Here is a 21,881-nt window from a genome sequence, read left to right on the forward strand (position 1 = left end):
CAGGCTGACGAAGGCGTAGCGAGGGAGAGATTGAAACTGTGCAGCAGGTACGGAAAAACCTCGAGACGGTCGCATTCCTCTAGGGCCAATCGCGGCTAAAGCCGCTCCCACAGGGTGGCGGACTTTCAGGAGGCGATGCTGCTCTGCTCCAGCAACAATTTAACGAAATGCTCCGCCGCCAACGGTCGGCTGATCAGGAAGCCCTGGATCTCGTCGCATTGCTGGGCTTTGAGGAAGTTCATCTGCGCTTGGGTTTCCACGCCTTCGGCCACCACTTTCAATTCCAGGCTGTGGGCCATGGCGATAATGGCGCGGGTGATGGCGGCGTCTTCGCCGTTGGCTGACAGGTCGCGGATGAACGATTGGTCGATCTTCACGTAATCCACCGGGAAGCGCTTGAGGTAGCTCAGCGAGGAATAGCCGGTGCCGAAGTCGTCGATGGCCAGTTTCACGCCCATCTGCCGCAGTTGGTGGAAGGTGCTGATCACGTTCTCGACGTTGTCGAGCAACTGGCTTTCGGTCAGTTCCAGTTCCAGCAGGTGCGGTGCCAGCCCGGTTTCGTCGAGCACCTGGCGCACCAGTGCGGTGAGGTTGCCTTGGCGCAGTTGGTGCACCGAAAGATTCACCGACACGCGAATATCGGCCAGCCCCATGGTTTGCCATTCGCGCGCCTGGCGGCAGGCTTGGCGCAGCACGAATTCGCCGATGGGGGCGATTAAGCCGGTTTCTTCGGCCAGGCCGATAAAGTCGCCGGGCGGCACCAGGCCGTGTTCCGGGTGACGCCAGCGCACCAGCGCTTCGGCGGAACTGAGGGTGTCGGTGGCCATGCACAGTTTCGGTTGGTAGAAGACTTCCAACTGGCCCAGTTCGATGCCTTTGCGCAGTTGGTTTTCCAGTTGCAGCCGTTCCAGCGTGCAGGCTTGCAGGTTGTCGGTGAAGAACTGGAACGTGTTGCCGCCCAGATGTTTGGCGTGCTGCATGGCCATGTTCGCCTGGCTGATCAGCGCGCTCATTTCGCGGGCATTTTCCGGCAGCAGGCTGATGCCGATGGAGGCGCTGACTACCAGTTCCTGGCCACCCACGGTCATGGGCGTGCGTAATTTGGCGAGCAAGCGGCTGGCCAGGCGCGCCAGGTTCGACAGGCTGCCGTAGCTGTCGAGAATGACCGCGAACTCATCGCCCGAAAGCCGCGCCAGGGTGTCGGCTTCCGGCATGGATTGGGTCAGGCGCCGGCTCATTTGCCGCAGCAACTGATCGGCCACTTCGTGGCCCAGGCTGTCGTTGAGCAGTTTGAAACGGCTCAAGGTCGATGTGCAGCAACGCCAAGGTGCGCTCGCCTTGGCGGGCCCGTTCGCTCGCTTCGTGCAGGCGCGCTTTGAACAGCGTGCGGTTGGCTAGGCCGGTGAGTTCGTCGTAGTGCGAGAGGTAACGCAGGCGTTCCTCGGCTTCGCGGCGCGAGGTGAGGTCAGCGAAGAAGCCGACGATGTGGCTGACCCGGCCACGGCTGTCGTGCACCACGTTCATTTGCAGCCATTGCGGGTACAGCTCGCCGTTCTTACGGGTTTCCACCAGCTCGCCCTGCCATTTGCCGTGCTGCTCCAGCTCCTGACGGATCACTTCGTATTGGCCGCGGTTGTCGCGGCTGCCGATCATGCGCGTCACGCTCTGGCCGTGGATCTTCCTCGGCGCCGTAGCCGGTCACGTCGCTGTAGGCCTGGTTAACGGCGAGTACTTTGTAGTCGGGGTCGAGAATGATGATGCCTTCGCTGGCGGCCTCGAACACGATGGCGGCTAGGCGCTGTTCTTCGTCGCGGCTTTTCCAGGCGGTGATGTCGCGGCGGGTGCCGAGCATGCGCGTGACACGGCCACTGGCGTCGCGCTCCACGGCGCGGCCGCGGCCTTCCACCCACAGCCATTGGTTGTCGGCGCGGCGGACGCGGTATTCGATTTCGTAGCCGTCGGTCAGGCCTTTCATGTGCTCGACCAAGGTGCGGCGCAGCAGGGGCAGGTCTTCGGGGTGCAGGCGCGGTTTCAGGTCGCGCAGCATGGCGGTGACGGCGTTGGGGTCGAGGCCGAACAGTTCCTTGAGGCGCGAATGGTGCACCTCGTCGGTTTCCAGGTTCCAGTCCCACATGCCCAGCTCACTGGCTTCCAGGGCCATGGCCAAGCGCGCTTCGCTTTTGCTCAGGGCATGGCTGGCAGCATCCAGCTGCAGCGTGCGCTGGGCCACGCGTATTTCCAGCTCATTGTGGGCGTCGCGCAATTCGCGCTCGGCGCGGCGGCGCTGTTCTATTTCCCGCGCCAGCTCGCTGCTCAGGCCTTCGGCCTGGCCTTTGGCATGTTCCAGGCGGCTGATCAGCGCCTGGTTATGGAAGCGCTGCACCAGGCTGCGCTGCACCAGCCGGTTGATTGGCCAGGCCACCACCAGCAGGGCGCCGAACAAGATCAGGCCGAGCAAACCCCAGCCTTGTTGCGTGTCGTCGCCGGACAGCAGCAGATAGCCCACCGCGGGCACCAGGCAGGGCAGGGCGAAGGTCAGAAAAGCGGTGAGGCTAACGGCGTAGGCGACGCTGGCGGACAAAATGGCCGCGCTGATCAGCCCGAACATCAGCACTTCGCTGGAAGAAGGCGTTCGGCGGCACCAGCGCGATGGCGCCAATGGCCAGGGCCACGCCCGAGGCGAAGGCGCCGAGCAAAAACATCTGCCGCCAATGGGGTTTGGCTTGGCGCGACGGCAGCGCGGCATTGAACGCGGCCACCTGAATCAGGCGCAGCACCGCCAGCGTCACCACGCCCACCAGCCAGCCGGCGAGCAGCAGGTCGCCGCGCGGCTCCCATAACAGGTAGGCGCAGGCCAGGCCGCAAAGAAAGCATGAACAGGGTGGGAATGCGTGAGCCCTCGTACAACAAACGAGTGCGCTCAACGGCGATGTCGGTAGCGAACAGCTGGCGAATGTCTCGATCGGTCTCTGCCAGTGGCAGTTCGAGAGGACGCCTGGAATGTGCGGTCATAGGCCCTTTTCTTGTAATGGTTATGCCTAGTCGTGGCCGGAGCATACACAACCGAAGCCGTTGGCCCAAGGCTCAATCTCGGCATTTTCACCGTGAATACCCCTTACTTTCGATAGCGCGCCCAGCGCCGCTGCGTTGACCTGCCGGTCGTCGGCGTAGCGTTGCGGCGCGCATCGGTCGTGCGGCGTTTGCCCTCACTACCCCGGCCCCCTAGAATGCCGCGATGCGCGACGATCTCTCCCTTCTGCTTAATTCCCTCAACGACGCCTCAACGCCAGGCCGTAGCGGCCCCGGTGGGGCGTCAGTTGGTTCTGGCCGGCGCTGGTTCCGGCAAAACCCGCGTGCTGGTGCACCGCATCGCCTGGTTGATCCAGGTTGAAGGCGCCTCGCCGCACTCGATTCTGTCGGTGACGTTCACCAACAAAGCCGCCGCCGAAATGCGTCACCGCATTCAGCAACTGCTCGGGCTCAACCCGGCCGGCATGTGGGTGGGCACGTTCCACGGCCTGGCCCATCGCCTGTTGCGGGCGCATTGGCAGGAAGCGGGGCTGAACCAGAATTTCCAGATTCTCGACAGCGACGACCAGCAGCGCCTGGTCAAGCGCGTGATGCGTGAGCTGGGCCTGGATGAACAACGCTGGCCGGCGCGTCAGGCGCAGTGGTTTATCAATGGTCAGAAAGACGAAGGCCTGCGGCCCAAGCATATCTCAGCCGGGCGGCGACATGTTCCTCGCCACCATGCGCTCTGTTTATGAAGCCTACGAAGCGGCGTGCCTGCGCGCCGGGGTGATCGATTTCTCCGAACTGCTGCTGCGTGCCCTCGACCTGTGGCGCGACAACCCGGGCCTGCTGGAGCATTACCAGCGCCGCTTCCGCCACATTCTGGTCGACGAATTCCAAGACACCAACGCCGTGCAGTACGCCTGGCTGCGTCTGCTCGGCAAAGGCGGCGACAGCCTGATGGTGGTGGGCGATGACGACCAGTCGATCTATGGCTGGCGCGGCGCCAAAATTGAGAACATTCACCAGTACTCCAGCGATTTCCCGGATGCCGAGACCATTCGCCTGGAGCAGAACTACCGCTCCACGGCCAGCATTCTCAAGGCCGCCAACGCGCTGATCGTCAACAACAGCGGGCGCCTGGGCAAAGAGCTGTGGACCGACGGCGGCGACGGCGACGCCATCAGCCTGTATGCCGCGTTCAACGAACACGACGAAGCGCGTTACGTGGTCGAAACCATCGAAGACGCGCTGCGTAAAAACGGCTTGTTGCGCAGCGAAATTGCCATTCTTTACCGCTCCAACGCCCAGTCGCGGGTGCTGGAAGAGGCGTTGCTGCGCGAGCGCATTCCGTACCGTATTTATGGCGGCCAGCGCTTCTTCGAACGCGCTGAAATCAAGAACGCCATGGCCTACCTGCGCCTGCTCGAAGGGCGCGGCAATGATGCGGCGCTGGAGCGGATTATCAACGTGCCGGCGCGTGGTATTGGCGAGAAAACCGTTGAAGCCATTCGCGAACACGCGCGCCACAGCGATCTGTCGATGTGGGAAGCCATGCGCCAGTTGGTGGCCAATAAAGGTGTGACCGGTCGCGCTGCCAGTGCGCTGGGCGGGTTTATCGAGCTGATCGAAAACCTCGCGGCCAAGGTCATGGAAATGCCGCTGCACCTGATGACCCAAACGGTGATCGAGCAGTCCGGCCTCATCACTTATCACAAAGAAGAAAAAGGCGAGAAAGGCCAGGCTCGGGTGGAAAACCTTGAGGAATTGGTCAGCGCCGCGCGCAATTTCGAAAACAGCGAAGAAGACGACCAGACGCCATTGGCCGCCTTCCTCGGCCACGCTTCGCTGGAAGCGGGCGACGCGCAAGCCGACGAACACGAAGACAGCGTGCAGTTGATGACGCTGCACAGCGCCAAAGGCCTGGAATTCCCGCTGGTGTTTTTGGTGGGCATGGAAGAGGGGCTGTTCCCGCACAAGATGAGCCTGGAAGAACCGGGTCGCTTGGAAGAAGAGCGGCGCCTGGCTTACGTGGGCATCACCCGCGCCATGCAGAACCTGGTGCTTACTTACGCCGAGACGCGCCGTTTATATGGCAGCGAGACGTACAACAAAGTCTCGCGCTTTGTACGCGAAGTGCCGCCGGCGTTGATTCAGGAAGTGCGCCTGTCCAACAGCGTCAGCCGCCCTTATGGCAACAGCAATCGCGGCGCCAACACCGGCAGCATGTTTGCCAACGCCGAAGTGCCCGACACCGAATTCCGCTTGGGCCAGGCGGTTAAGCACGCCCTGTTTGGCGAAGGGGTGATTCTCAACTTCGAAGGCGCCGGCGCGCAGGCGCGTGTGCAGGTGAACTTCGCGGCTGAGGGCACCAAGTGGTTGATGATGGGTTATGCGAAGTTAGAACCGCTCTGAGGGTTTCGTTTTCTGTTAGAACCAATCGCGGCTAAAGCCGCTCCCGCAGGACTGTGTGTTTCCTGTAGGAGCGGCTTTAGCCGCGATGCATTTCCCGCCCCTATTTTCGGCTGAAAGGATTTCACCGTGCGTCTCTCTCCGCTTGTCGCCTTGCTCACCTCCTTGCTGGTGCCGTTGCATGCCGTCGCCGGCCTGTTTGGCAAAGACGGCCCGCCGCTGAGTGTGGAGCGCGACGTTAGCCAGTACCGCGACTGGAACACCGGCATGCAGCGCGAACGGGTGACGTACGTCCTGCGCATGAATGGCCGCAAGCTCAGTGACGAGACCATCACCAAGGCCGTGGGTGCCAAGGAAGAGAGGCTCTACGCGACCAATATCTTCGCCGCCATCAGCGCCGGGCCTAACGATGCGTTGGTGCTCTATGGTTCAAACGGGCTGTACAACCTGGCCACGCTGCACGTTGAAGGCAAAGCGCTAACGGGCAAAACGCTGCTCAACGAGGTGACGCAAAACTGGTTTACCGATGCGCGCATGGACGGCTGGGTGTCGGTGCAGCAGGAGGGTCATTTGCACTTGGTGCAACTCAGTCCGTTGAAGGTGGTGGATGTTGGTCCGGGCGTGTTGCTCGATGTGCGCGGCGATACCGCGCTGTTGGCCAAAGAGGGTTATCGCGAACCCCAATCGACCATCCGCGCCGTGAGCATCGGCCAGGCCAAGCAAGTGGCCGAGCTGTCGCTGCCCACTGTTTGCTTTGCGCTGCCGCGTTTCGAGTTCACGCACCCGGCGGTCTACGGCGACATGGACACGTCCACGCTGGAAACCCTGCTATTTAAAGATGGCCCGACCTGGTTCGACACCAACTTCACCCTGACCACCGGCGCCACGCCGCAGTTGCAGCTCAAAGCACCCAGCAATTGCCCAAGCCGCCAGTGGAGCGCTGGTCGGTGACGGTTCGCGAGCCGGACCTCGGCCGCCCGCCGCGCAAGCCCGAAGAGCTCGACTACGCGTCTACGCCGTCTTATGAAGAAAATGACGACACCATCGACCCCGAGCCTGTCGCCTGCGCGAGCATCAACCCCAACCCGGGCATCAATGCCGGCAAGGCGCCGTACCCGACGCAGTCGATTATGGCCGAAGACTTGTGCCTGGGCGACGACTTGCCCGGCATCACCGACGCCATGCGCAAACAGCGCTGCGTACTTCCGGCCACCACAAAAGTGATCACCAAAGGGCCGCAGTGGCAGTTGGAAGAGGTGCGCTTCGCCTATCGCCCGCAAGGCGGCAAGGCCCAGGTTGAGCAGGTGGTTTACCAGCTACGCGAGGGCAAGCAGGTGCACCGCGCCATTGCCGGCGCCTTGGGCGAAGGCCTGCGCTTGCGTGAAGTGGCGATAACGGGCGAGGGCCAGGCGCTGATCAAGGGGCGTGGCGAAGGGGCGTATGAGCTGTTCCGCTTGTCTACCAGCGCTGACGGCAAACTGCTGCTGGAGTTTCTCGACACCGTGCCGTACCCGGCCACCCCGTTTGATATCAGCAAGCCCGGTTGGGTGTACCAGCGCAGCGCGGGTTTCCTGATGAGGGCGGAGCCGTTTGGATTCGAGCGCATCGGCAAGGGCTTGCTCGATGTGCGCGGCAATGAGCTGCTTTATTACTACACCGACTACGACAACGACGACCTGGTGCTGCTCGCCAAGAATTTCCAGCCGGAGCCGCAGCAGCGTGAAACCGGCGAAGACGCACCGCGTTTAACCCTGAGCGGCAGCTGCAGGATGGACGACGACCCGTACTGGGAATTTGCCGTTCCGCCTGTCAACGCCACGCTGGCGCAGTCTGCCGCCTGGTTCAGCCGCAATTTCGATTACACGAACGGCAAGGCTGGCAGCATTGTCCTACGTAAAGATCATCAACTGCGCGTCAAACACGGCTGCGCTTCTGATGGCGGACAGAACTAAACGGCATAAATCCGGAAACATTCTGCTGCTGGTCATCACCGGGAAGCGTGTGCAACATGGCGCGCGTTGAGTCTTTTTTAAAGAGAGTTGCGAACCATGAAACGTTTCATCAGCCTGGCCATGATGCTCTGCGTCGCGTTGACGCTCAGCCTCGACGCCAATGCAAAGCGCATGGGCGGCGGTAAATCGTTCGGCTCCGCGCCAACCCATCAAACCCGTCAAGCCACCCCGCCGGCCAACCAGGCCGCCGCACCGGGCAAAGCCGCTCCGGCTGCTGCCGCCACCAGTGGCGCGTCCCGTTGGTTGGGCCCGTTGGCCGGCCTCGCCGCTGGCGGCCTGTTGGCCTCGATGTTTATGGGCGACGGCTTCCAAGGCATGCAGATTTTCGACTTCCTGATCATTGCCCTGATCGCCTTTGTGATCTTCCGCTTCATCGCCGCCCGTCGTCGTCAGCAGAACGCTGGCCAGCCAGCCGCTGCCGGTGGTTACGCGCCAATGCAACGTGAAATGCCGGTGAATCAGCCGGTTGCTCCGGCCAGTAACTCGATTTTCGGCGGTGGCAGCTCGGCTGCAGCAGCGCCGGTCATCAATGCACCGAGCTGGTTTAACGAGCAGCGTTTTGTCGAAGCCGGCAAAGAGCACTTCATGGCCCTGCAGCAACACTGGGACGCGGCGGAGATGGACAAGATCGCCGAATTCGTGACCCCGCAGATGCTCAGCTTCCTGAAGGCCGAGCGCGACGAATTGGGCGAGGGCTTCCAGTCCACTTACGTGGAAGAACTGCAGGCTCAGCTCGACGGTATCGACGAGCTGGCGGACAAAACCGTCGCCACGCTGACCTTCCGCGGCATCGTCAAGACTTCGCGTTTTGACCAGGGCGAAGCGTTCAGCGAAAGCTGGCGCATGGAGCGGGCCAACAGCGAGAACGCTCCTTGGCTGGTGGCGGGTATCCGTCAGAACAGCTAAACCTTCGCGGCGTCGCGACAGTAAAAAACCCGGGCTTGCCCGGGTTTTTTCGATTACGGCCAGATAGTTTTTTTCTACCCGCCAGCTACTGTATAAAGCCCATCCCATTGCCCGAGGAGAGCCCGCCATGGAAGAAGTGATCGACGAGCTGCGTGAGCTCAACGAGAAGGTACCGGTGCCCCTTGAACTGCCGGATGAAGAGCTGCTGGTGGAAATTGAAGAGCAGCTGCTGATCAATATTCCATTCGAATTCCGCGAGTTTCTGCTCAAAGTCAGCGACGTGGTTTACGGACGCCTGGAGCCGGTAACCGTCACCGACCCGCAATCGCACACCTACCTGCCGGAAGTGGCCTCGGTTGCCTGGTCACTCGGCGTGCCGCGCGAACTGATTCCGCTGTGCGAAGACAACGGCAACTACTACTGCGTCGAACTCGACGGCACCGTGCTGCTGTGGATGGCGATGAAGAAGACCTCACCGACGAAAGCTGGGACTCGGTGTGGAAGTGGGCGCGTGAGGTGTGGCTGGAAAGTTGAGTGGTTGTTTGGGATGCGCTGGGCTTCGCTGCGCTCAACCCAACCTACGCCGCAGGTGGGTTGGGGCGGGCGGTGTTCACTAGGATGACAGAGCTTCCGACACAGACACCCGTCATCCTCGCGAAAGCGGCGGTCCGACGATTCGGGATCCAGAATTTCGGACCTGGCGGCTATTTTCGAAGCGCGTCCGAAAATGCCTTCTGACTCAAGATTCTGCATCCCCGCGTGCGCGAGGATGACGGAGTTTTAACCACACATCCGTCATTCCCGCGCAGGCGGCGGATCGCTGGTTTCGCGAGGTTGACGGCGATTCCAACACGTACAGCCGTCATCCTCGCGAAGGCGGGGATCCAGTATTTCGGACCTGGAGGCTATTTTCGTGGCGCGCCCAAGATAGCGCCTGACTAAAGATTCTGGATTCCGCCTTCGCGGGAATGACGGATGTCCCCGCCTGAACCCCCTCCAGCTCCAACAAATTCAGCAAAAAATTCCCGAAATACGTCAGGTCCTGCTCCATCGCCGCCCGCGCGGCCTTGCCGTCGCCAGCCTGTAGCGCTTTCAGCGTGTCGTCGTGAAAGTCGTTCAGGCGCAGCGACAGATCCGCCTCGGTAAACAGCCGGTTAAAGAACGGCCCCACTTGCAGCCACAGGCTCTCGATCTGGCGCAGCAGAATCGGATTGCGGCAGGCGGTGTACAGCGTCAGGTGGAACTGGCTGTTGTCGTTGAGATAACCCTGCACATCGCGCCGTTCCAGCGCTTCTTCCATGCGCTCGACGCAGCCTTGCAGCACGGTCATGTCATTGGCGGTGAGCTGGCTGGCGGCGAGTTCCACGGCCAGGCCTTCGAGGGCCAAACGCACCTGGAAAATATGCAGAAACCGTTCGCGGGTCATGGCCGGAACCCGCAGCGAGCGCTGCGGTTCGCCCTCCAGGGCGCCTTCGGCCACCAATCGCTGTAGCGCGGCGCGCACGGGCATGGGGCTGGTGCCGAGTGCGGCGGCGAGGTCGCGGATTTTCAGGCGTTCGCCGGGTTTGAATTGCCCGGCCAGAAGGCCGGCACGCAGTTGCTGGTAAAGCAGGTCCTGGAGGTTCTCGGCCATGGGTGCGTTACTCGGCCAGAACCGGCGGCGCCGGCAGTTGGTTCAGGGTCAGGCTGCATTCGTGGGTCATGACGGTCGCTCACTGGCTGATGTTTGTGATCACAGACTTTAAGAATTTCGTCCAAAATGCGCAATATGGAGTTCGCTTGACACAACTGTGATCACAAATCAGCATGTGGCAACTTTCTAACGAGACGTTTCCCATGACTGCCAGTGGCATCAGTGACCGCGTAATCGAACAATTTGCCGCCCACGAGCGGGCGCGTTTTCTCGCCGAGAATCCCAAGTCAGTTGCCCTCGCCGAACGGGCACGCGGTTCGTTGTTTGGCGGTGTGCCGATGCACTGGATGAGCGATTGGTCGACACCGTCGCCGCTGTTTGTCAGCCGCGCGCAAGGCGCACGGTTTTACGATGTCGACGGCCATGAGTACGTGGATTTCTGCCTCGGCGATACCGGCAGTATGTTCGGCCATTCCCCCGCGCCGATTGCCCGCGCGCTGGCCGAGCAGGGCGCCAATGGCCTGACCACCATGTTGCCAGGCGAAGACGCCGTGGTGGTGGGCGAATTGCTCGCCGAGCGTTTCGGCTTGCCCTATTGGCAGGTGGCGACCACCGCCACCGACGCCAACCGCTTTGTGGTGCGCTGGGCCCGCGCGATCACCCAGCGCAAAACCCTGCTGGTGTTCGACGGTTGCTACCACGGCACCGTCGATGACGTGATGGTGCGCTGGCAAGACGGCCGCACCGTGCACCGCCCTGGTTTGCTCGGCCAGGCTTACGACCTCACCGAGCACAGCCGCAGCGTGCCGTTCAACGACCTCGCCGCATTGGAAGCAGCGCTGCAAAGCGAAGACGTCGCCGCCGTACTCTGCGAGCCGGCGATGACCAACATCGGCATGGTGCTGCCCGCGCCCGGTTACCTGGCCAAGCTGCGCGAACTCACCCGCCGTTACGGCACGCTGCTGATCATCGACGAAACCCACACCATCTCCACCGGCCCTGGCGGCTGCACCCGCGTGTGGAACCTGGAGCCAGACTTCATCACCCTCGGCAAACCGATTGCCGGCGGCGTGCCGTGTTCGGTGTATGGCTGCACCGCCGCCATGGCCCAGGCCATGATCGAAGCGCGCAGCCGCGCCAGCAGTCACGGGCAAAGCCACGGCCACAGCGGCATGGGCACCACGTTATCGGCCAATGCGCTGGCCATGCACTGCATGCGCGTCAACCTTGAAGAGGTAATGACTGAAAGCGCCTACGCCCACATGTTGCCGCTGGCCGAACGCTTGGCCCAGGGCTTCGCGGCGTTGATCGGCAAGCACCAGTTGGCCTGGTCGGTCACGCACTAAGCGCGCGCTGCGAGTTCCAGTTCTGCACGCGGCTGCCGGCCACCGGGGCCGAAGCCGAAGCGGCGTTCCACGATGCGCTGCAGATGGCTCTGCACCTGTACCTGATCAACCGCGGCATCCTGATCACGCCGTTCCACAACATGACTTTGTGCTGCCCGGACACCACGGCCGCTGACGTCGACCGCCTGCTCGCCACCCTCGACCAGGCCCTTACCGACTTGCTGGCGTTGCCCGGCGCCCGCGAAGAGAGCAGGTAACCCCCATGGACTTTGCCAACATTCAGGAAGCCCACGATTTCCTCGCCGCCAATCCGCAGGTGCGCAGCATCGAAGTGTTCCTTATCGACAGCAACGGCGTGCCGCGCGGCAAGCTGTTGCACCGCGACGAGCTGCTGGCGATGTACGCCAACGGCCGACCGCTGCCGAGCACCATTCTCGGCCTGACCATTAATGGCGACGACGTCGAAGACACCGGTCTGGTCTGGGAAGTGGGCGATGCCGATTGCTGGACCTACCCGCTGCCCGGCAGCCTGACCTTGCAACCGTGGCGCTCGCCGGCGACCGGCCAGGTGCAAGTGAGCATGCATCCGCAACAGGGCATGCCGGCGGCGGTGGCCGATCCGCGTCACGTGTTAGTGAACGTGATCGAACGACTGAAAGCGGACGGCTTTTATCCGGTGATGGCGGTGGAGCTGGAGTTTTATTTGCTCGACCGCGAGCGTGGCGAGAACGGCCGACCGTTGCCGGCGCGCCAGGCCAACGGCGCCCGCCCGCACGCTACCCAGGTGTACGGCGTGTACGAGCTGGAGCAGTTGCAGCCGTTTTTGAACGATCTCTACGACGCCTGCGAAGCCCAGGGCTTGCCGGCGCGCACGGCCATTTCGGAGTACGCGCCCGGGCAGGTGGAAATCACCCTGGAGCACCGCTTCGACGCGTTGCAGGCCATTGATGAGGGCGTGCGCTATAAGCGGCTGGTCAAAGGCGTGGCCAACAAACACGGTTTGCAGGCGTGCTTTATGGCCAAGCCGTTTGGCGATTTGGCCGGCACCGGCATGCACATGCACGTCAGCCTGGCCGATGCCGGGGGCAATAACCTGTTCGCCAGCGAAGACCCGGCTGGCACGCCGCTGTTGCGCCATTCCATCGGCGGCATGATGCACACGCTGCTCGACTCGCTCGCGCTGTTCTGCCCCAACGCCAACTCGTTCCGCCGCTTCCAGGCCAACAGCTATGCGCCGCTGGCGCTGACGTGGGGCATTAACAACCGCACAGTGTCGCTGCGGGTTCCAGGCGGGCCGGCGGTGAGTCGGCATATTGAGCACCGCATTTGCGGCGCCGACGCCAACCCGTATCTGGCGGCAGCGGCGATTCTGGCGGGCATGCAGCACGGCATTCGCCAGCAAATCGACCCTGGCGCGCCGATTACCGGCAACGGTTACGCCCAAGCCACGGAGTTTTTGCCCACCGACTGGCTGACGGCGTTGAAAGCGCTGGAGCAATCCGACTGGGCCAAAGAGGCGTTCGGCGAGGCGTACCTGAAGGTGTATCTGGCCATCAAGTACACCGAGTACCGCGAGTTCATGGGCGAGGTCGGCGAGCAGGATTGGCGCTGGTACCTGGTGCATGCCTGACGGCGTGTTAGCTGCTACGTTTTAATCAGTCGTTTCGGAGCGGGCGTATGCGGTGGTGTTGGTGGCTGGCAATGGTGTTGACGGTGGGCTCGGCTCAGGCCGAAACCCTGCGTGTGGGCATCGAAAGCCACGACTACATGCCGTACTTCCGCGCCCAGCCCGGGCAGCCGGTGGAAGGCTATGCGGTGGAGCTGTTGCAGCGCTTTGCCGATGACCAGAAGATGACGCTGCAACTGCTGCCGCGTCCGCTCAATCGCCTGCACCACGATTTGCTCAATAGCGAAAACCTCGACGTGATCTTTCCCGACAACCCGCAGTGGTCGCGCGAGTTGAAGGGCGACCGGCGCATGTATTACAGCCATGCCGCCATCAATCTGGTGGACGCCACGCTGGTGCTGCACGAACGCCTGGGCATGGGCCGAGGGGCGGTGAAGCGGCTCGGCACGGTGCGCGGGTTCACCCCGCAAGCCTGGGCTGAGCAGATGGCCAGCGGCGAGGTGGAGTTGCTTGAAGCCAATGACATTGGTGGGCTGATTCGCATGGCACTGCGCGGGCGCATCGATGCGGTGTACGCCAACGCCGAAGTGGTGCGTCTGCAATTGCAGGAAATGGGCGAGCCGGGTGAGCGCCTGGTGGCCGACCCGCAGTTGCCGCTGGCGCGCACCAGTTTTCACCTGAGCACGCTCGAGCATCCGCAGTTGCTGGAACGCTTTAACCGCTTCCTTGAACAACACGCCGGCGAACTGGCGGCGTTGCGCGAACGCTATGGGCTGGCTTGCAGCGCCAGCGACCTGGTCGAAGAGCTGCCCGCCTGCCGCGCGCGCAGTCTGGCCGGCAGCCGCTAAGCGGTTCGCCCGGACGTGACGCGCAAGGGCGTTGCATCGTTCCCATAGCCAATGCTAAACAGCGCCAGTGCGCCTTTGCCGTCAGGCTTGCGCGCTCACTTTCTCAGGGCAAACGAGACGACCATGGAACCCGGAAACTCCCAGCTGACAATGACCGTCTTGATGACGCCCGACATGGCCAACTTCTCTGGCAACGTGCACGGCGGCACGCTGCTCAAATACCTCGACGAAGTGGCCTTCGCCTGCGCCAGCCGCTATGCCGGTACTTACGTGGTGACCTTGTCGGTGGATCAGGTGATTTTCCGCGAGCCGGTGCATGTCGGTGAGCTGGTGACTTTTCTCGCCTCGGTGAATTACACCGGGCGCACGTCGATGGAAATCGGCGTGAAAGTGGTGACCGAAAACATCCGTGAAAAAGTCGGTGCGCCACACCAACAGCTGCTTTTTCACCATGGTGGCTGTGGGCGATAACGGCAGCCCAACCGTGGTGCCGCCGCTGGAGCCGGAAAGCGCCGATGAAAAGCGCCGCTTCCGCCAAGCGCAACAGCGCCGCGATTTGCGCCAGGAACTGGAGCGTCGCTACCAAGAGATCCGTGAAGACGGCGACCCCGCCAAGGCCTGAAGCCAGCGCCCGCGCCGTGTTCAAATGGCTCGAACGTGGCGCGAATGCCCCGCCAAACGGTCGCTTTTGGCGGGTACTGTTTTCCCGAATCTTTACGTTATACTGCGCGGCCTTTGGCCGGCTTCGCTCCGGTCTCGCATACAAGCCACGCCTGGTTTTCCAGCGTGGCTTGTTAGTTTTTGCCGCGCCTTCAGGCGCCAATGAGAAGAGGCACGACGATGAGCGTACTGGTTGGCGTGATCATGGGCTCCAAGTCCGATTGGTCCACCCTTAGCCACACCGCCGATATGCTGGAGAAGCTGGGCATTCCTCACGAAGTGAAGGTTGTGTCCGCTCACCGCACCCCGGATTTGCTTTTCCAGTACGCCGAAGAAGCCGAAGGCCGTGGCATTCAGGTGATCATCGCCGGCGCTGGCGGCGCGGCCCATTTGCCAGGTATGTGCGCGGCCAAAACGCACCTGCCGGTGCTGGGTGTGCCGGTGCAGTCGTCGATGCTCTCGGGCGTCGATTCGCTGTTGTCGATTGTGCAAATGCCAGCCGGCATTCCGGTCGCCACCCTGGCCATCGGCAAGGCCGGCGCGGTGAACGCGGCTTTGCTGGCGGCGAGCATTCTTGGCCATCAACACCCGCAGTTCCACGCCGCGCTGAAGCAATTCCGTACCGAGCAAACGGACAGCGTGCTGGATAACCCGGACCCGCGCATCGCCTGATGCCACGCCGGTTTTATGCGGCGCCGAGCGCCGCTGTGTCTGAGTTTCGAATGGGGCGGTAAAGATGAAAATCGGTGTAATCGGTGGCGGCCAACTGGGTCGCATGTTGGCGCTGGCGGGTACGCCGCTGGGCATGAACTTCGCCTTTCTCGACCCGGCGCCAGATGCCTGCGCAGCTGCCTCGGGCGAGCACTTGCGCGCCGATTACAACGACCAGGATCACCTGCGCCAACTGGCCGACGAAGTGGACCTGGTGACCTTCGAATTCGAAAGCGTGCCGGCCGAAACCGTGGCCTTTCTGTCGCAATTCGTGCCGGTTTATCCCAGCGCCGAAGCCCTGCGCATCGCCCGCGACCGCTGGTTCGAAAAGAGCATGTTCAAAGAACTGGGCATTCCCACGCCTGCGTTCGCCGACATTCAGTCGCAAGCCGACCTCGACGCCGCCGTCACCACCATCGGCCTGCCAGCGGTGCTGAAAACCCGCACCCTGGGCTACGACGGTAAAGGCCAGGTGCTGCGCAAGCCTGAAGATGTAGTCGGCACCTTCGCCGAGTTGGGCAGCGTACCGTGCTTGCTCGAAGGCTTCGTGTCGTTCACCGGTGAAGTGTCGCTGGTAGCCGCTGCGCGCCCGCGATGGCGAAACCCGTTTCTACCCGCTGGTGCACAACACCCATGTGAACGGCATTTTGTGCCTGTCCATCGCCAGCACCGCTCACCCGCTGCAAGCGTTGGCGGAGGACTACGTGAGCCGCGTGCTGACAAAGCTCGATTACGTGGGCGTGTTGGCCTTCGAATTTTTTGAAGTAGACGGCGGCCTCAAGGCCAACGAAACCGCGCCGCGTGTGCACAACTCCGGGCACTGGACCATTGAAGGCGCCGAGTGCAGCCAGTTCGAGAACCACCTGCGCGCCGTCGCCGGCCTGCCGTTGGGCTCGACCGCCAAGCTGGGCGAGAGCGCCATGCTCAACTTCATCGGCGAAGTGCCGGCGGTTGAGCAGGTGATCGCCATCGACGATTGCCACGTGCACCACTACGGCAAAGCGTTCAAAGCCGGGCGCAAGGTGGGCCACGCCACGGTGCGCAGCGCCGACCGCGCCACGCTGGATGCGCAAGTGGCCAAGGTTCAAGCGCTGATCAAATAGCGCCGGCCTTTCGCCTGGGTCGCGGTTGCCTGGACCTAAACATGGAACCTCCCCGTTCGCCTACTCTCTGATTTCAGGTGCCAGCGTTGGCACCCTTGCCATTGAGAGGGGATTTCCACGGGCATTATCGGCACCATCATTATTGGTTTCTTCGCGGGCCTGATCGCGCGCTTCCTCAAGCCGGGCGACGACAGCATGGGCTGGATCATGACCATCCTGCTGGGTATCGCCGGTCTGCTGGCAGCCACCTACGGCGGCCAGGCGCTGGGCCTGTATCAGGCGGGCGAAGCGGCCGGCTTTGTCGGCGCGGTAGTCGGCGCGATCGTTCTGCTGGTCATCTACGGCATGGTTAAGAAGCGCTAAGCCGCATTGCCGCAACGGGCGGTTGATTCGCCGCGCGTGATTCGCGCAGCATGGCGCGATGACTGACTTCTTCGCGTTTTATCAGCACCTTGGCGTTGCCCTGACCGTGCTGGTGCTGGCCACGTTCGTATTGGCCGGCACCGTCAAAGGTGTAATCGGCCTTGGCCTGCCCACCGTGGCCATGGGCTTGTTGGGGCTGGCGATGCTGCCCCGCAAGCTGCGGCTCTGCTTTTCATTCCTTCCACCGTCACCAATATCTGGCAGCTGGCAATCGGCGGCGCGTTGCGTCCGCTGTGGCTGCGCTTGTGGCCATTGCTGCTGACTATCGTCATCGGCACGGCGTTGGGTTCCTGGTGGCTAGGGCTGGGCTCGGGTCAGTGGGATGACCCATGCGTTGGGCGCTGCGTTGCTGGTGTATGCCTTGAGCGGTTTGCTGCTGCCGACCCTGCGCGTTCCCGCCGCATGGGGAGCCCTGGTTGGTCCGGTTTGCGGTCTGCTGACCGGCGTGGTCACTGCCGCCACCGGCGTGTTCGGTGATTCCTGCCGTGCCGTATCTGCAAGCCTTGGGCTTGCAGCGCGATGCGCTGGTGCAGGCGTTGGGGCTGTCGTTTGACGGTGTCCACGTTGGCGCTCGGCGCGGCGCTGTTTTGGCGTGGCGAGCTGGGCAGCGCTGGAGTTGGGCGCCTCGCTGGTGGCGCTGCTGCCGGCGCTGTTGGGCATGGCGCTGGGCCAGTCGGCTGCGGCAGCGCATCAGCGCGCTGCTGTTCAAGCGCCTGTTCTTTATCGGCTTGGCGCTGCTGGGTCTGCACCTGGCAATTAGCGGCTGATAGACTCGCCGGCTTCCGTCTTCCCTGAGTTTTTCCATGCGCCGCTTATTGTTCAGCCTGTTGCTACTCAGTGGTTTCGCTCACGCCCAACTGCCCGGAAACCGACTGGCTGTCGCTGATGCCCAAAGCCGATCAAAAGGCGTTGGAAGCCATGCCGGAAATCAGCCACAACACCCCCGAAGGCGACGGAACGTTCAGCAGCAAAGGCGGTTTAAAGCAGGAGAAAGGTTTGCCGGCGGTGATGTATTCCACCCACACCGTGGCGGCGATGAACAACAAGACCATCCGTATCGGCGGCTACCCGGTGCCGCTGGAAACCGACGCCAAAGGCCGCAGCACCTTGTTTTTCCTCGTGCCATACCCCGGCGCCTGCATCCACGTGCCGCCACCGCCGCCGAACCAAATGGTGCTGGTGCGTTATCCCAAAGGCCTGAAGCTCGACGACATCTATAACCCACTCTGGGTGACCGGCACCTTGAAAGTGGAAAAGGTCAGCAACGACCTGGCCGACGCCGCCTACGCACTGGATGCCAGCAACGTGCGAGCGGTGACCGAGGCGGATTTGTAATCATCGTTGCCGGTGCTCCACGATAGATTTTTTCTTATGGCCATCAAGCGGCGATAGCTTTTAATCTGCGTTTACATTTTTCAGCGCCGGTTCACTGCTATGCCGACTTCCATTCTTGCCATGCGAAACGCCTGGGTTAACCAGGCGCACAACCACCCGTTCACCACCTTGGGTTTCGGCGCCGCTGCCGTCGCGGTGCTGGTGTTGCTGGTGATGAGCATCTACAACGCCTTTCAGGGCGACGGCTCCGGGCATTTGCACATCGCCTTTTACGGCGGCATGGCCGGTTTCGGCGCCACAGCACTGGGCGCGATTTTCGCGCTGACCTTGGGCTCGATCAAAGCCCGCACCCAAGACACCATGCTCGGCTTCGCCGCCGGCATGATGCTCGCCGCCAGCTCCTTCTCGCTGATTCTGCCGGGCCTGGCCGCCGCCAAAGAAATCACCGGCAACGGCCCCATGGCCGCCTTAACGGTGGTTGTCGGCCTCGGCCTGGGCGTGTTGCTGATGCTCGGCCTCGACCGTTTTACCCCGCACGAACACGACAGCACCGGCCCCTGCGGCCCGGAAGCCGAGCGCATTAACCGTGTGTGGCTGTTTGTGTTGGCCGTGACGCTGCACAACATCCCGGAAGGCATGGCGATTGGCGTGAGCTTTTCCGGCGGCGACATGAGTGTTGGCCTGCCGCTGACCACCGCCATCGCCATCCAAGACATTCCCGAAGGCCTCGCCGTGGCCAGCTGGCGCTGCGGGCCACCGGTATGTCGTCGATGAAAGCCGCGCTGCTGGCCGTTTTGAGCGGTGCCATGGAGCCGTTGGGCGCGTTGATCGGCATTGGCGTTTCCAGCGGCTTCGCCTTGGCGTACCCGATCAGCATGAGGCCTGGCGGCCGGCGCGATGATTTTTGTGGTGTCCCACGAAGTGATTCCGGAAACCCACCGCAACGGCCACCAGACCCCGGCCACGCTGGGCCTGGATGGCGGGCTTCGCGGTGATGATGTTCCTCGATACAGCGCTGGGCTAACGCACTCAGGCGCTGGTGTCGGTATCCACCAGGCGGTTACGCCCCAGCGCTTTGCCGCTGTACAAGCGCTGGTCAGCGCAGCGGTAGAGTTCGGCCGCGCTGAGGCCATCGGTCGGCCACTGGGCCAGGCCGAAGGTGGCCGACAGGGCGATAACCTCGTCGCCATAGCGCAGTGGATGGCTGGCGATGTGCTCACGCAGGTTTTCCACCAGCGGCGTGGCGGCCGCCAATTCGGTGTTGGGCAGAATCAGCCCGAACTCTTCGCCGCCCAGCCGCCCCAGGCTGTCGGTGGCGCGCAGCCGTAGCCGCAAACCCTCGCAACATCATGCCTCAGCGCCTGATCGCCCGCGTCGTGGCCCCAGGTGTCGTTGACCCGTTTGAAATGGTCGACATCCATGATCACCAACACCACCGGCAGGGTGCTGCGTTCCGCTTCCAGAATGCTGCGCTCCAACGCCTGCTGAAAACTGCCGCGGCTGGCCACCCCGGTCAGCGCATCGGTCTGCGCCTGGCGTTCGAGCTGGTCATAGCAGCGGCGCGACGGAATTCGTACAGGTGCACAAAGATGATGATCATCACCCCGCACAGCACGGCGTTGAGCACATCGATGAGCGCGGCGGAATCGGCCGGCAGCGGGTATTTGTCGAAATACAGGGCAATGGCGGTGAGCGTGAACGGCATGGTCAGCAGGAAGCCGCGTACCCGGCCGAGGAGCAGATACGAGAGCAGCGGAATGATGTAAATCCACACATAGGCGGCGCTCGACGCCTCGGGCATGACGATGATGTACAGAAGAAAGAAGAAGGTCGGGATCAGGTACAGGTAAATCCACGGCACCAGGTTGCGCACCGCCACAATCTTCCAGCCACCCCATACCAGCAGCGCGCTGGTGACCAGCTCGAACACGGCGATGGCGGGATGCGAAGCGAGGAACTGCAGCACGGCGAAGCAACTCAGCGTGACGCCCGTGCTCACCAGAATCAGGCGCATCAGCGTGCGCTTACCGGTGTCTTCCAGGCCGTTCTTACCCGCCGAAGCGCTGAATTTTCTGAGCATGGGAGCCGGGCACTGGCGAAGAGTGATGGCGCATTGCAATACAGTGCCGGGCGATTGGCAAGGGGCGCTTGAGCAGAGCCCCCGTGTTTAGGCGGATTCAGCCCAGAGCGTGACGGCCATAGTGTGCGCGGCGCCGGGCGCGAGGGTGAGGTGGTCGTCCAGCACGTTGGCGGTTTCGATGCACAACATGCCGGGCCAGGCGTCGTCGGCGAACTGGCTCAAGCGCTGGGCTTTATCGGTCCACGGGTTCCACACCACCGCCGATTGCGAGCCGCTGCTGGCCAGGGTGAATGCGTCGGTTCCACAGCGGATCAAAGATGCTCACCTGCGCCGGTACATCGAGATAGATGCGGTCGGTTTCGCCAGTAAACGTGATGTCGCCGTGCTGGGTGCGCTGCTCCCAGTTCGCCAGTGTTTCGATGTAGCGGGTCTGGTCGAAGCCTTCGAGGCGCGTCTGGTGGATGTCACCCACAGCAAAATAGGTATGCAACGCCTGGCTCATCGCCAACGGCTGATTGCTGCCGTTACGGGTGGTCAGGCTGAGGGTCAGGCGTTCGTCCAACTGAACTTCCAGGCTGAGTTCAATGCCGGCGGGCAGCGCGGGCAGGCTGTTGGCCGGCAAGGTGAAACGCAGGGTCACGCGCTGGTCATCGTTGTCGATGCCTTGCAACTGCCAGTCCAGGCCACGAACCGGGCCGTGAGCGGGTGCCGACGCGCCGGCATGTTGCTGCTGAATCGGCTCGGGGTTTCGCGCCAGGTCGCCAAACCACGGCCAGCACACCGGCACGCCGCCACGCACCGATTGGCCTTTTTTATAGGCGGCTTGCTCGCTCAGCCAAACGACCGGTTGTTGATCGTGGGGCTGGTAAGTCAGCACCTGCGCGCCCTGTTGGGCGATCAGCAAATTGGCGTGGGCGGTGCGAATGCGCCAGCACACCAGTTCGTCCAGTTCGATGCGTTCAACGTGGGGGGCGATGGTGGCGAGGGACATTCGGGGGCTCCTGACGTACGAAATTCAGTCCCCTCTCCCGTTTACGGGAGAGGGTTAGGGTGAGGGCAGCAGGCGACTCGGTCTTGACTGGCGCAACGGCCAACCCTCACCCCTCGCCCCTTCTCCCGGAGGGAGAGGGGAATCACAGCGGCTTACCGCCGTGGCACGGGCCGTGTCCGGCCGCTGCCATCAATAGCCACAAACACAAACACCGCCTCGGTCACCTTGCGCCATTCGCTGGAGAGCGGGTCATCGCTCCACACTTCGACCAGCATCTGAATCGAGCTGCGGCCGATTTCCAGGGTTTGGCTGTAGAAGGAAAAGCTGGGCGCCTACGGCAACCGGGACCAGAAAGGCCATGCGGTCGATGGCGACGGTGGAGACGCGCCCGCCAGCGACTTTGCTCGCCATGGCCGTGCCGGCGAGATCCATCTGCGAGACCAGCCAGCCGCCGTAAATGTCGCCGAAGCCATTGGTTTCGCGGGGGAGGGCGGTAATTTGCAGCGCCAGATCGCCTTGCGGCGTTGGGTCTTCTTGTTCGAGTTCGATCATGCCTAGGGTGCCTCTTACCCGTCACTCTTATTGGTTGTGGTCAGTCTCGGGCTTGACTGCTCACTCGGCTAACAGGCCGCAAGTTGGGTTCGCAGAAGACCCGGCCGCTCTAGCTGGGGCCAGACGCGGACAGGCCGCAGTATATCGGGGGTTTTGTCCTAGCACGACTGCCGGGTTCCAGAATTGACCGAGATGGTTACATTGCTGTGTCGAACTGTCGCAATTTGCTA

At 62.6% G+C, this 21,881-nt stretch carries 10 protein-coding genes and 12 pseudogenes; 15 read left to right on the forward strand and 7 right to left on the reverse strand.

From position 1 onward, the window contains the following. Nucleotides 1-125 precede the first annotated feature (125 nt). Nucleotides 126-3,012: pseudogene (locus ACZZZP_RS23950) on the reverse strand (EAL domain-containing protein). Nucleotides 3,013-3,235: 223 nt separating this feature from the next. Between ACZZZP_RS23950 and uvrD the strand changes: the two are divergent. From uvrD to ACZZZP_RS23975, 5 genes and pseudogenes are all read left to right on the forward strand, one after another. Further along, nucleotides 3,236-5,427, forward strand: a pseudogene (uvrD, locus tag ACZZZP_RS23955) (DNA helicase II). A 126-nt stretch (nt 5,428-5,553) separates the two neighbouring features. Next, nucleotides 5,554-6,375, forward strand: coding sequence for a hypothetical protein (locus ACZZZP_RS23960; RefSeq protein WP_463536903.1), 822 nt, complete (start codon nt 5,554-5,556; stop codon nt 6,373-6,375). Continuing rightward, on the forward strand, nt 6,342-7,376 hold the full coding sequence (locus ACZZZP_RS23965) for a hypothetical protein (RefSeq protein WP_463536904.1): 1,035 nt from the start codon (nt 6,342-6,344) through the stop codon (nt 7,374-7,376). Before ACZZZP_RS23960 ends, ACZZZP_RS23965 begins: the two co-directional genes overlap by 34 nt. Before the next feature lie 96 nt (nt 7,377-7,472). Further along, nucleotides 7,473-8,342 (forward strand): Tim44 domain-containing protein, encoded by an 870-nt coding sequence (locus ACZZZP_RS23970; RefSeq protein ID WP_463384373.1) that lies wholly within the window; start codon nt 7,473-7,475, stop codon nt 8,340-8,342. A gap of 127 nt (nt 8,343-8,469) precedes the next feature. After that, nucleotides 8,470-8,876 (forward strand): annotated as a pseudogene (locus ACZZZP_RS23975) (SMI1/KNR4 family protein). Between the two features lie 460 nt (nt 8,877-9,336). Here ACZZZP_RS23975 and ACZZZP_RS23980 read toward each other — a convergent pair. After that, nucleotides 9,337-9,975, reverse strand: a pseudogene (locus ACZZZP_RS23980) (GntR family transcriptional regulator); the annotation flags it as partial. 203 nt (nt 9,976-10,178) lie between these two features. Here ACZZZP_RS23980 and ACZZZP_RS23985 point away from each other — a divergent pair. The 10 genes and pseudogenes from ACZZZP_RS23985 (at nt 10,179) to ACZZZP_RS24030 (ending at nt 19,052) form a co-directional block, all read left to right on the forward strand. Then, nucleotides 10,179-11,578: pseudogene (locus tag ACZZZP_RS23985) on the forward strand (aspartate aminotransferase family protein). 5 nt (nt 11,579-11,583) lie between these two features. After that, nucleotides 11,584-12,951 carry a glutamine synthetase family protein gene (locus tag ACZZZP_RS23990; RefSeq protein ID WP_463384376.1) on the forward strand — a complete coding sequence of 456 codons (1,368 nt, stop codon included), beginning with the start codon at nt 11,584-11,586 and terminating at the stop codon, nt 12,949-12,951. Between the two features lie 71 nt (nt 12,952-13,022). Further along, nucleotides 13,023-13,796 carry a substrate-binding periplasmic protein gene (locus ACZZZP_RS23995; RefSeq protein WP_463384377.1) on the forward strand — a complete coding sequence of 258 codons (774 nt, stop codon included), beginning with the start codon at nt 13,023-13,025 and terminating at the stop codon, nt 13,794-13,796. Nucleotides 13,797-13,919: 123 nt separating this feature from the next. Beyond that, a pseudogene (locus ACZZZP_RS24000) lies at nt 13,920-14,418 on the forward strand (acyl-CoA thioesterase). A 218-nt stretch (nt 14,419-14,636) separates the two neighbouring features. Next, on the forward strand, nt 14,637-15,128 hold the full coding sequence (gene purE / locus ACZZZP_RS24005) for a 5-(carboxyamino)imidazole ribonucleotide mutase (protein WP_463536905.1): 492 nt from the start codon (nt 14,637-14,639) through the stop codon (nt 15,126-15,128). Between the two features lie 64 nt (nt 15,129-15,192). Continuing rightward, nucleotides 15,193-16,270 (forward strand): annotated as a pseudogene (locus ACZZZP_RS24010) (5-(carboxyamino)imidazole ribonucleotide synthase). 111 nt (nt 16,271-16,381) lie between these two features. Beyond that, nucleotides 16,382-16,633, forward strand: a complete 252-nt coding sequence (locus ACZZZP_RS24015; protein WP_463536989.1) for a GlsB/YeaQ/YmgE family stress response membrane protein — start codon at nt 16,382-16,384, stop codon at nt 16,631-16,633. A 58-nt stretch (nt 16,634-16,691) separates the two neighbouring features. Beyond that, a pseudogene (locus tag ACZZZP_RS24020) lies at nt 16,692-17,460 on the forward strand (sulfite exporter TauE/SafE family protein). A 36-nt stretch (nt 17,461-17,496) separates the two neighbouring features. Then, nucleotides 17,497-18,028, forward strand: a pseudogene (locus tag ACZZZP_RS24025) (DUF3299 domain-containing protein). A 120-nt stretch (nt 18,029-18,148) separates the two neighbouring features. Next, nucleotides 18,149-19,052 (forward strand): annotated as a pseudogene (locus tag ACZZZP_RS24030) (ZIP family metal transporter). A gap of 5 nt (nt 19,053-19,057) precedes the next feature. On the opposite strand, the gene ACZZZP_RS24035 reads toward ACZZZP_RS24030, so the two are convergent. From ACZZZP_RS24035 to ACZZZP_RS24055, 5 genes and pseudogenes are all read right to left on the reverse strand, one after another. Next, nucleotides 19,058-19,363: a GGDEF domain-containing protein gene (locus ACZZZP_RS24035; RefSeq protein WP_463536906.1), complete on the reverse strand. Its 306-nt coding sequence runs from the start codon at nt 19,361-19,363 to the stop codon at nt 19,058-19,060. After that, nucleotides 19,300-19,536, reverse strand: a complete 237-nt coding sequence (locus ACZZZP_RS24040) for a diguanylate cyclase (protein ID WP_463536907.1) — start codon at nt 19,534-19,536, stop codon at nt 19,300-19,302. Before ACZZZP_RS24040 ends, ACZZZP_RS24035 begins: the two co-directional genes overlap by 64 nt. A 5-nt stretch (nt 19,537-19,541) precedes the next feature. Next, on the reverse strand, nt 19,542-20,108 hold the full coding sequence (locus tag ACZZZP_RS24045; RefSeq protein WP_463536908.1) for a hypothetical protein: 567 nt from the start codon (nt 20,106-20,108) through the stop codon (nt 19,542-19,544). Between the two features lie 87 nt (nt 20,109-20,195). Next, nucleotides 20,196-21,099: pseudogene (locus ACZZZP_RS24050) on the reverse strand (D-hexose-6-phosphate mutarotase). A gap of 152 nt (nt 21,100-21,251) precedes the next feature. Continuing rightward, nucleotides 21,252-21,651: pseudogene (locus tag ACZZZP_RS24055) on the reverse strand (acyl-CoA thioesterase). Nucleotides 21,652-21,881: the final 230 nt, after the last annotated feature.

Source organism: Pseudomonas sp. AC211 (assembly GCF_979258055.1).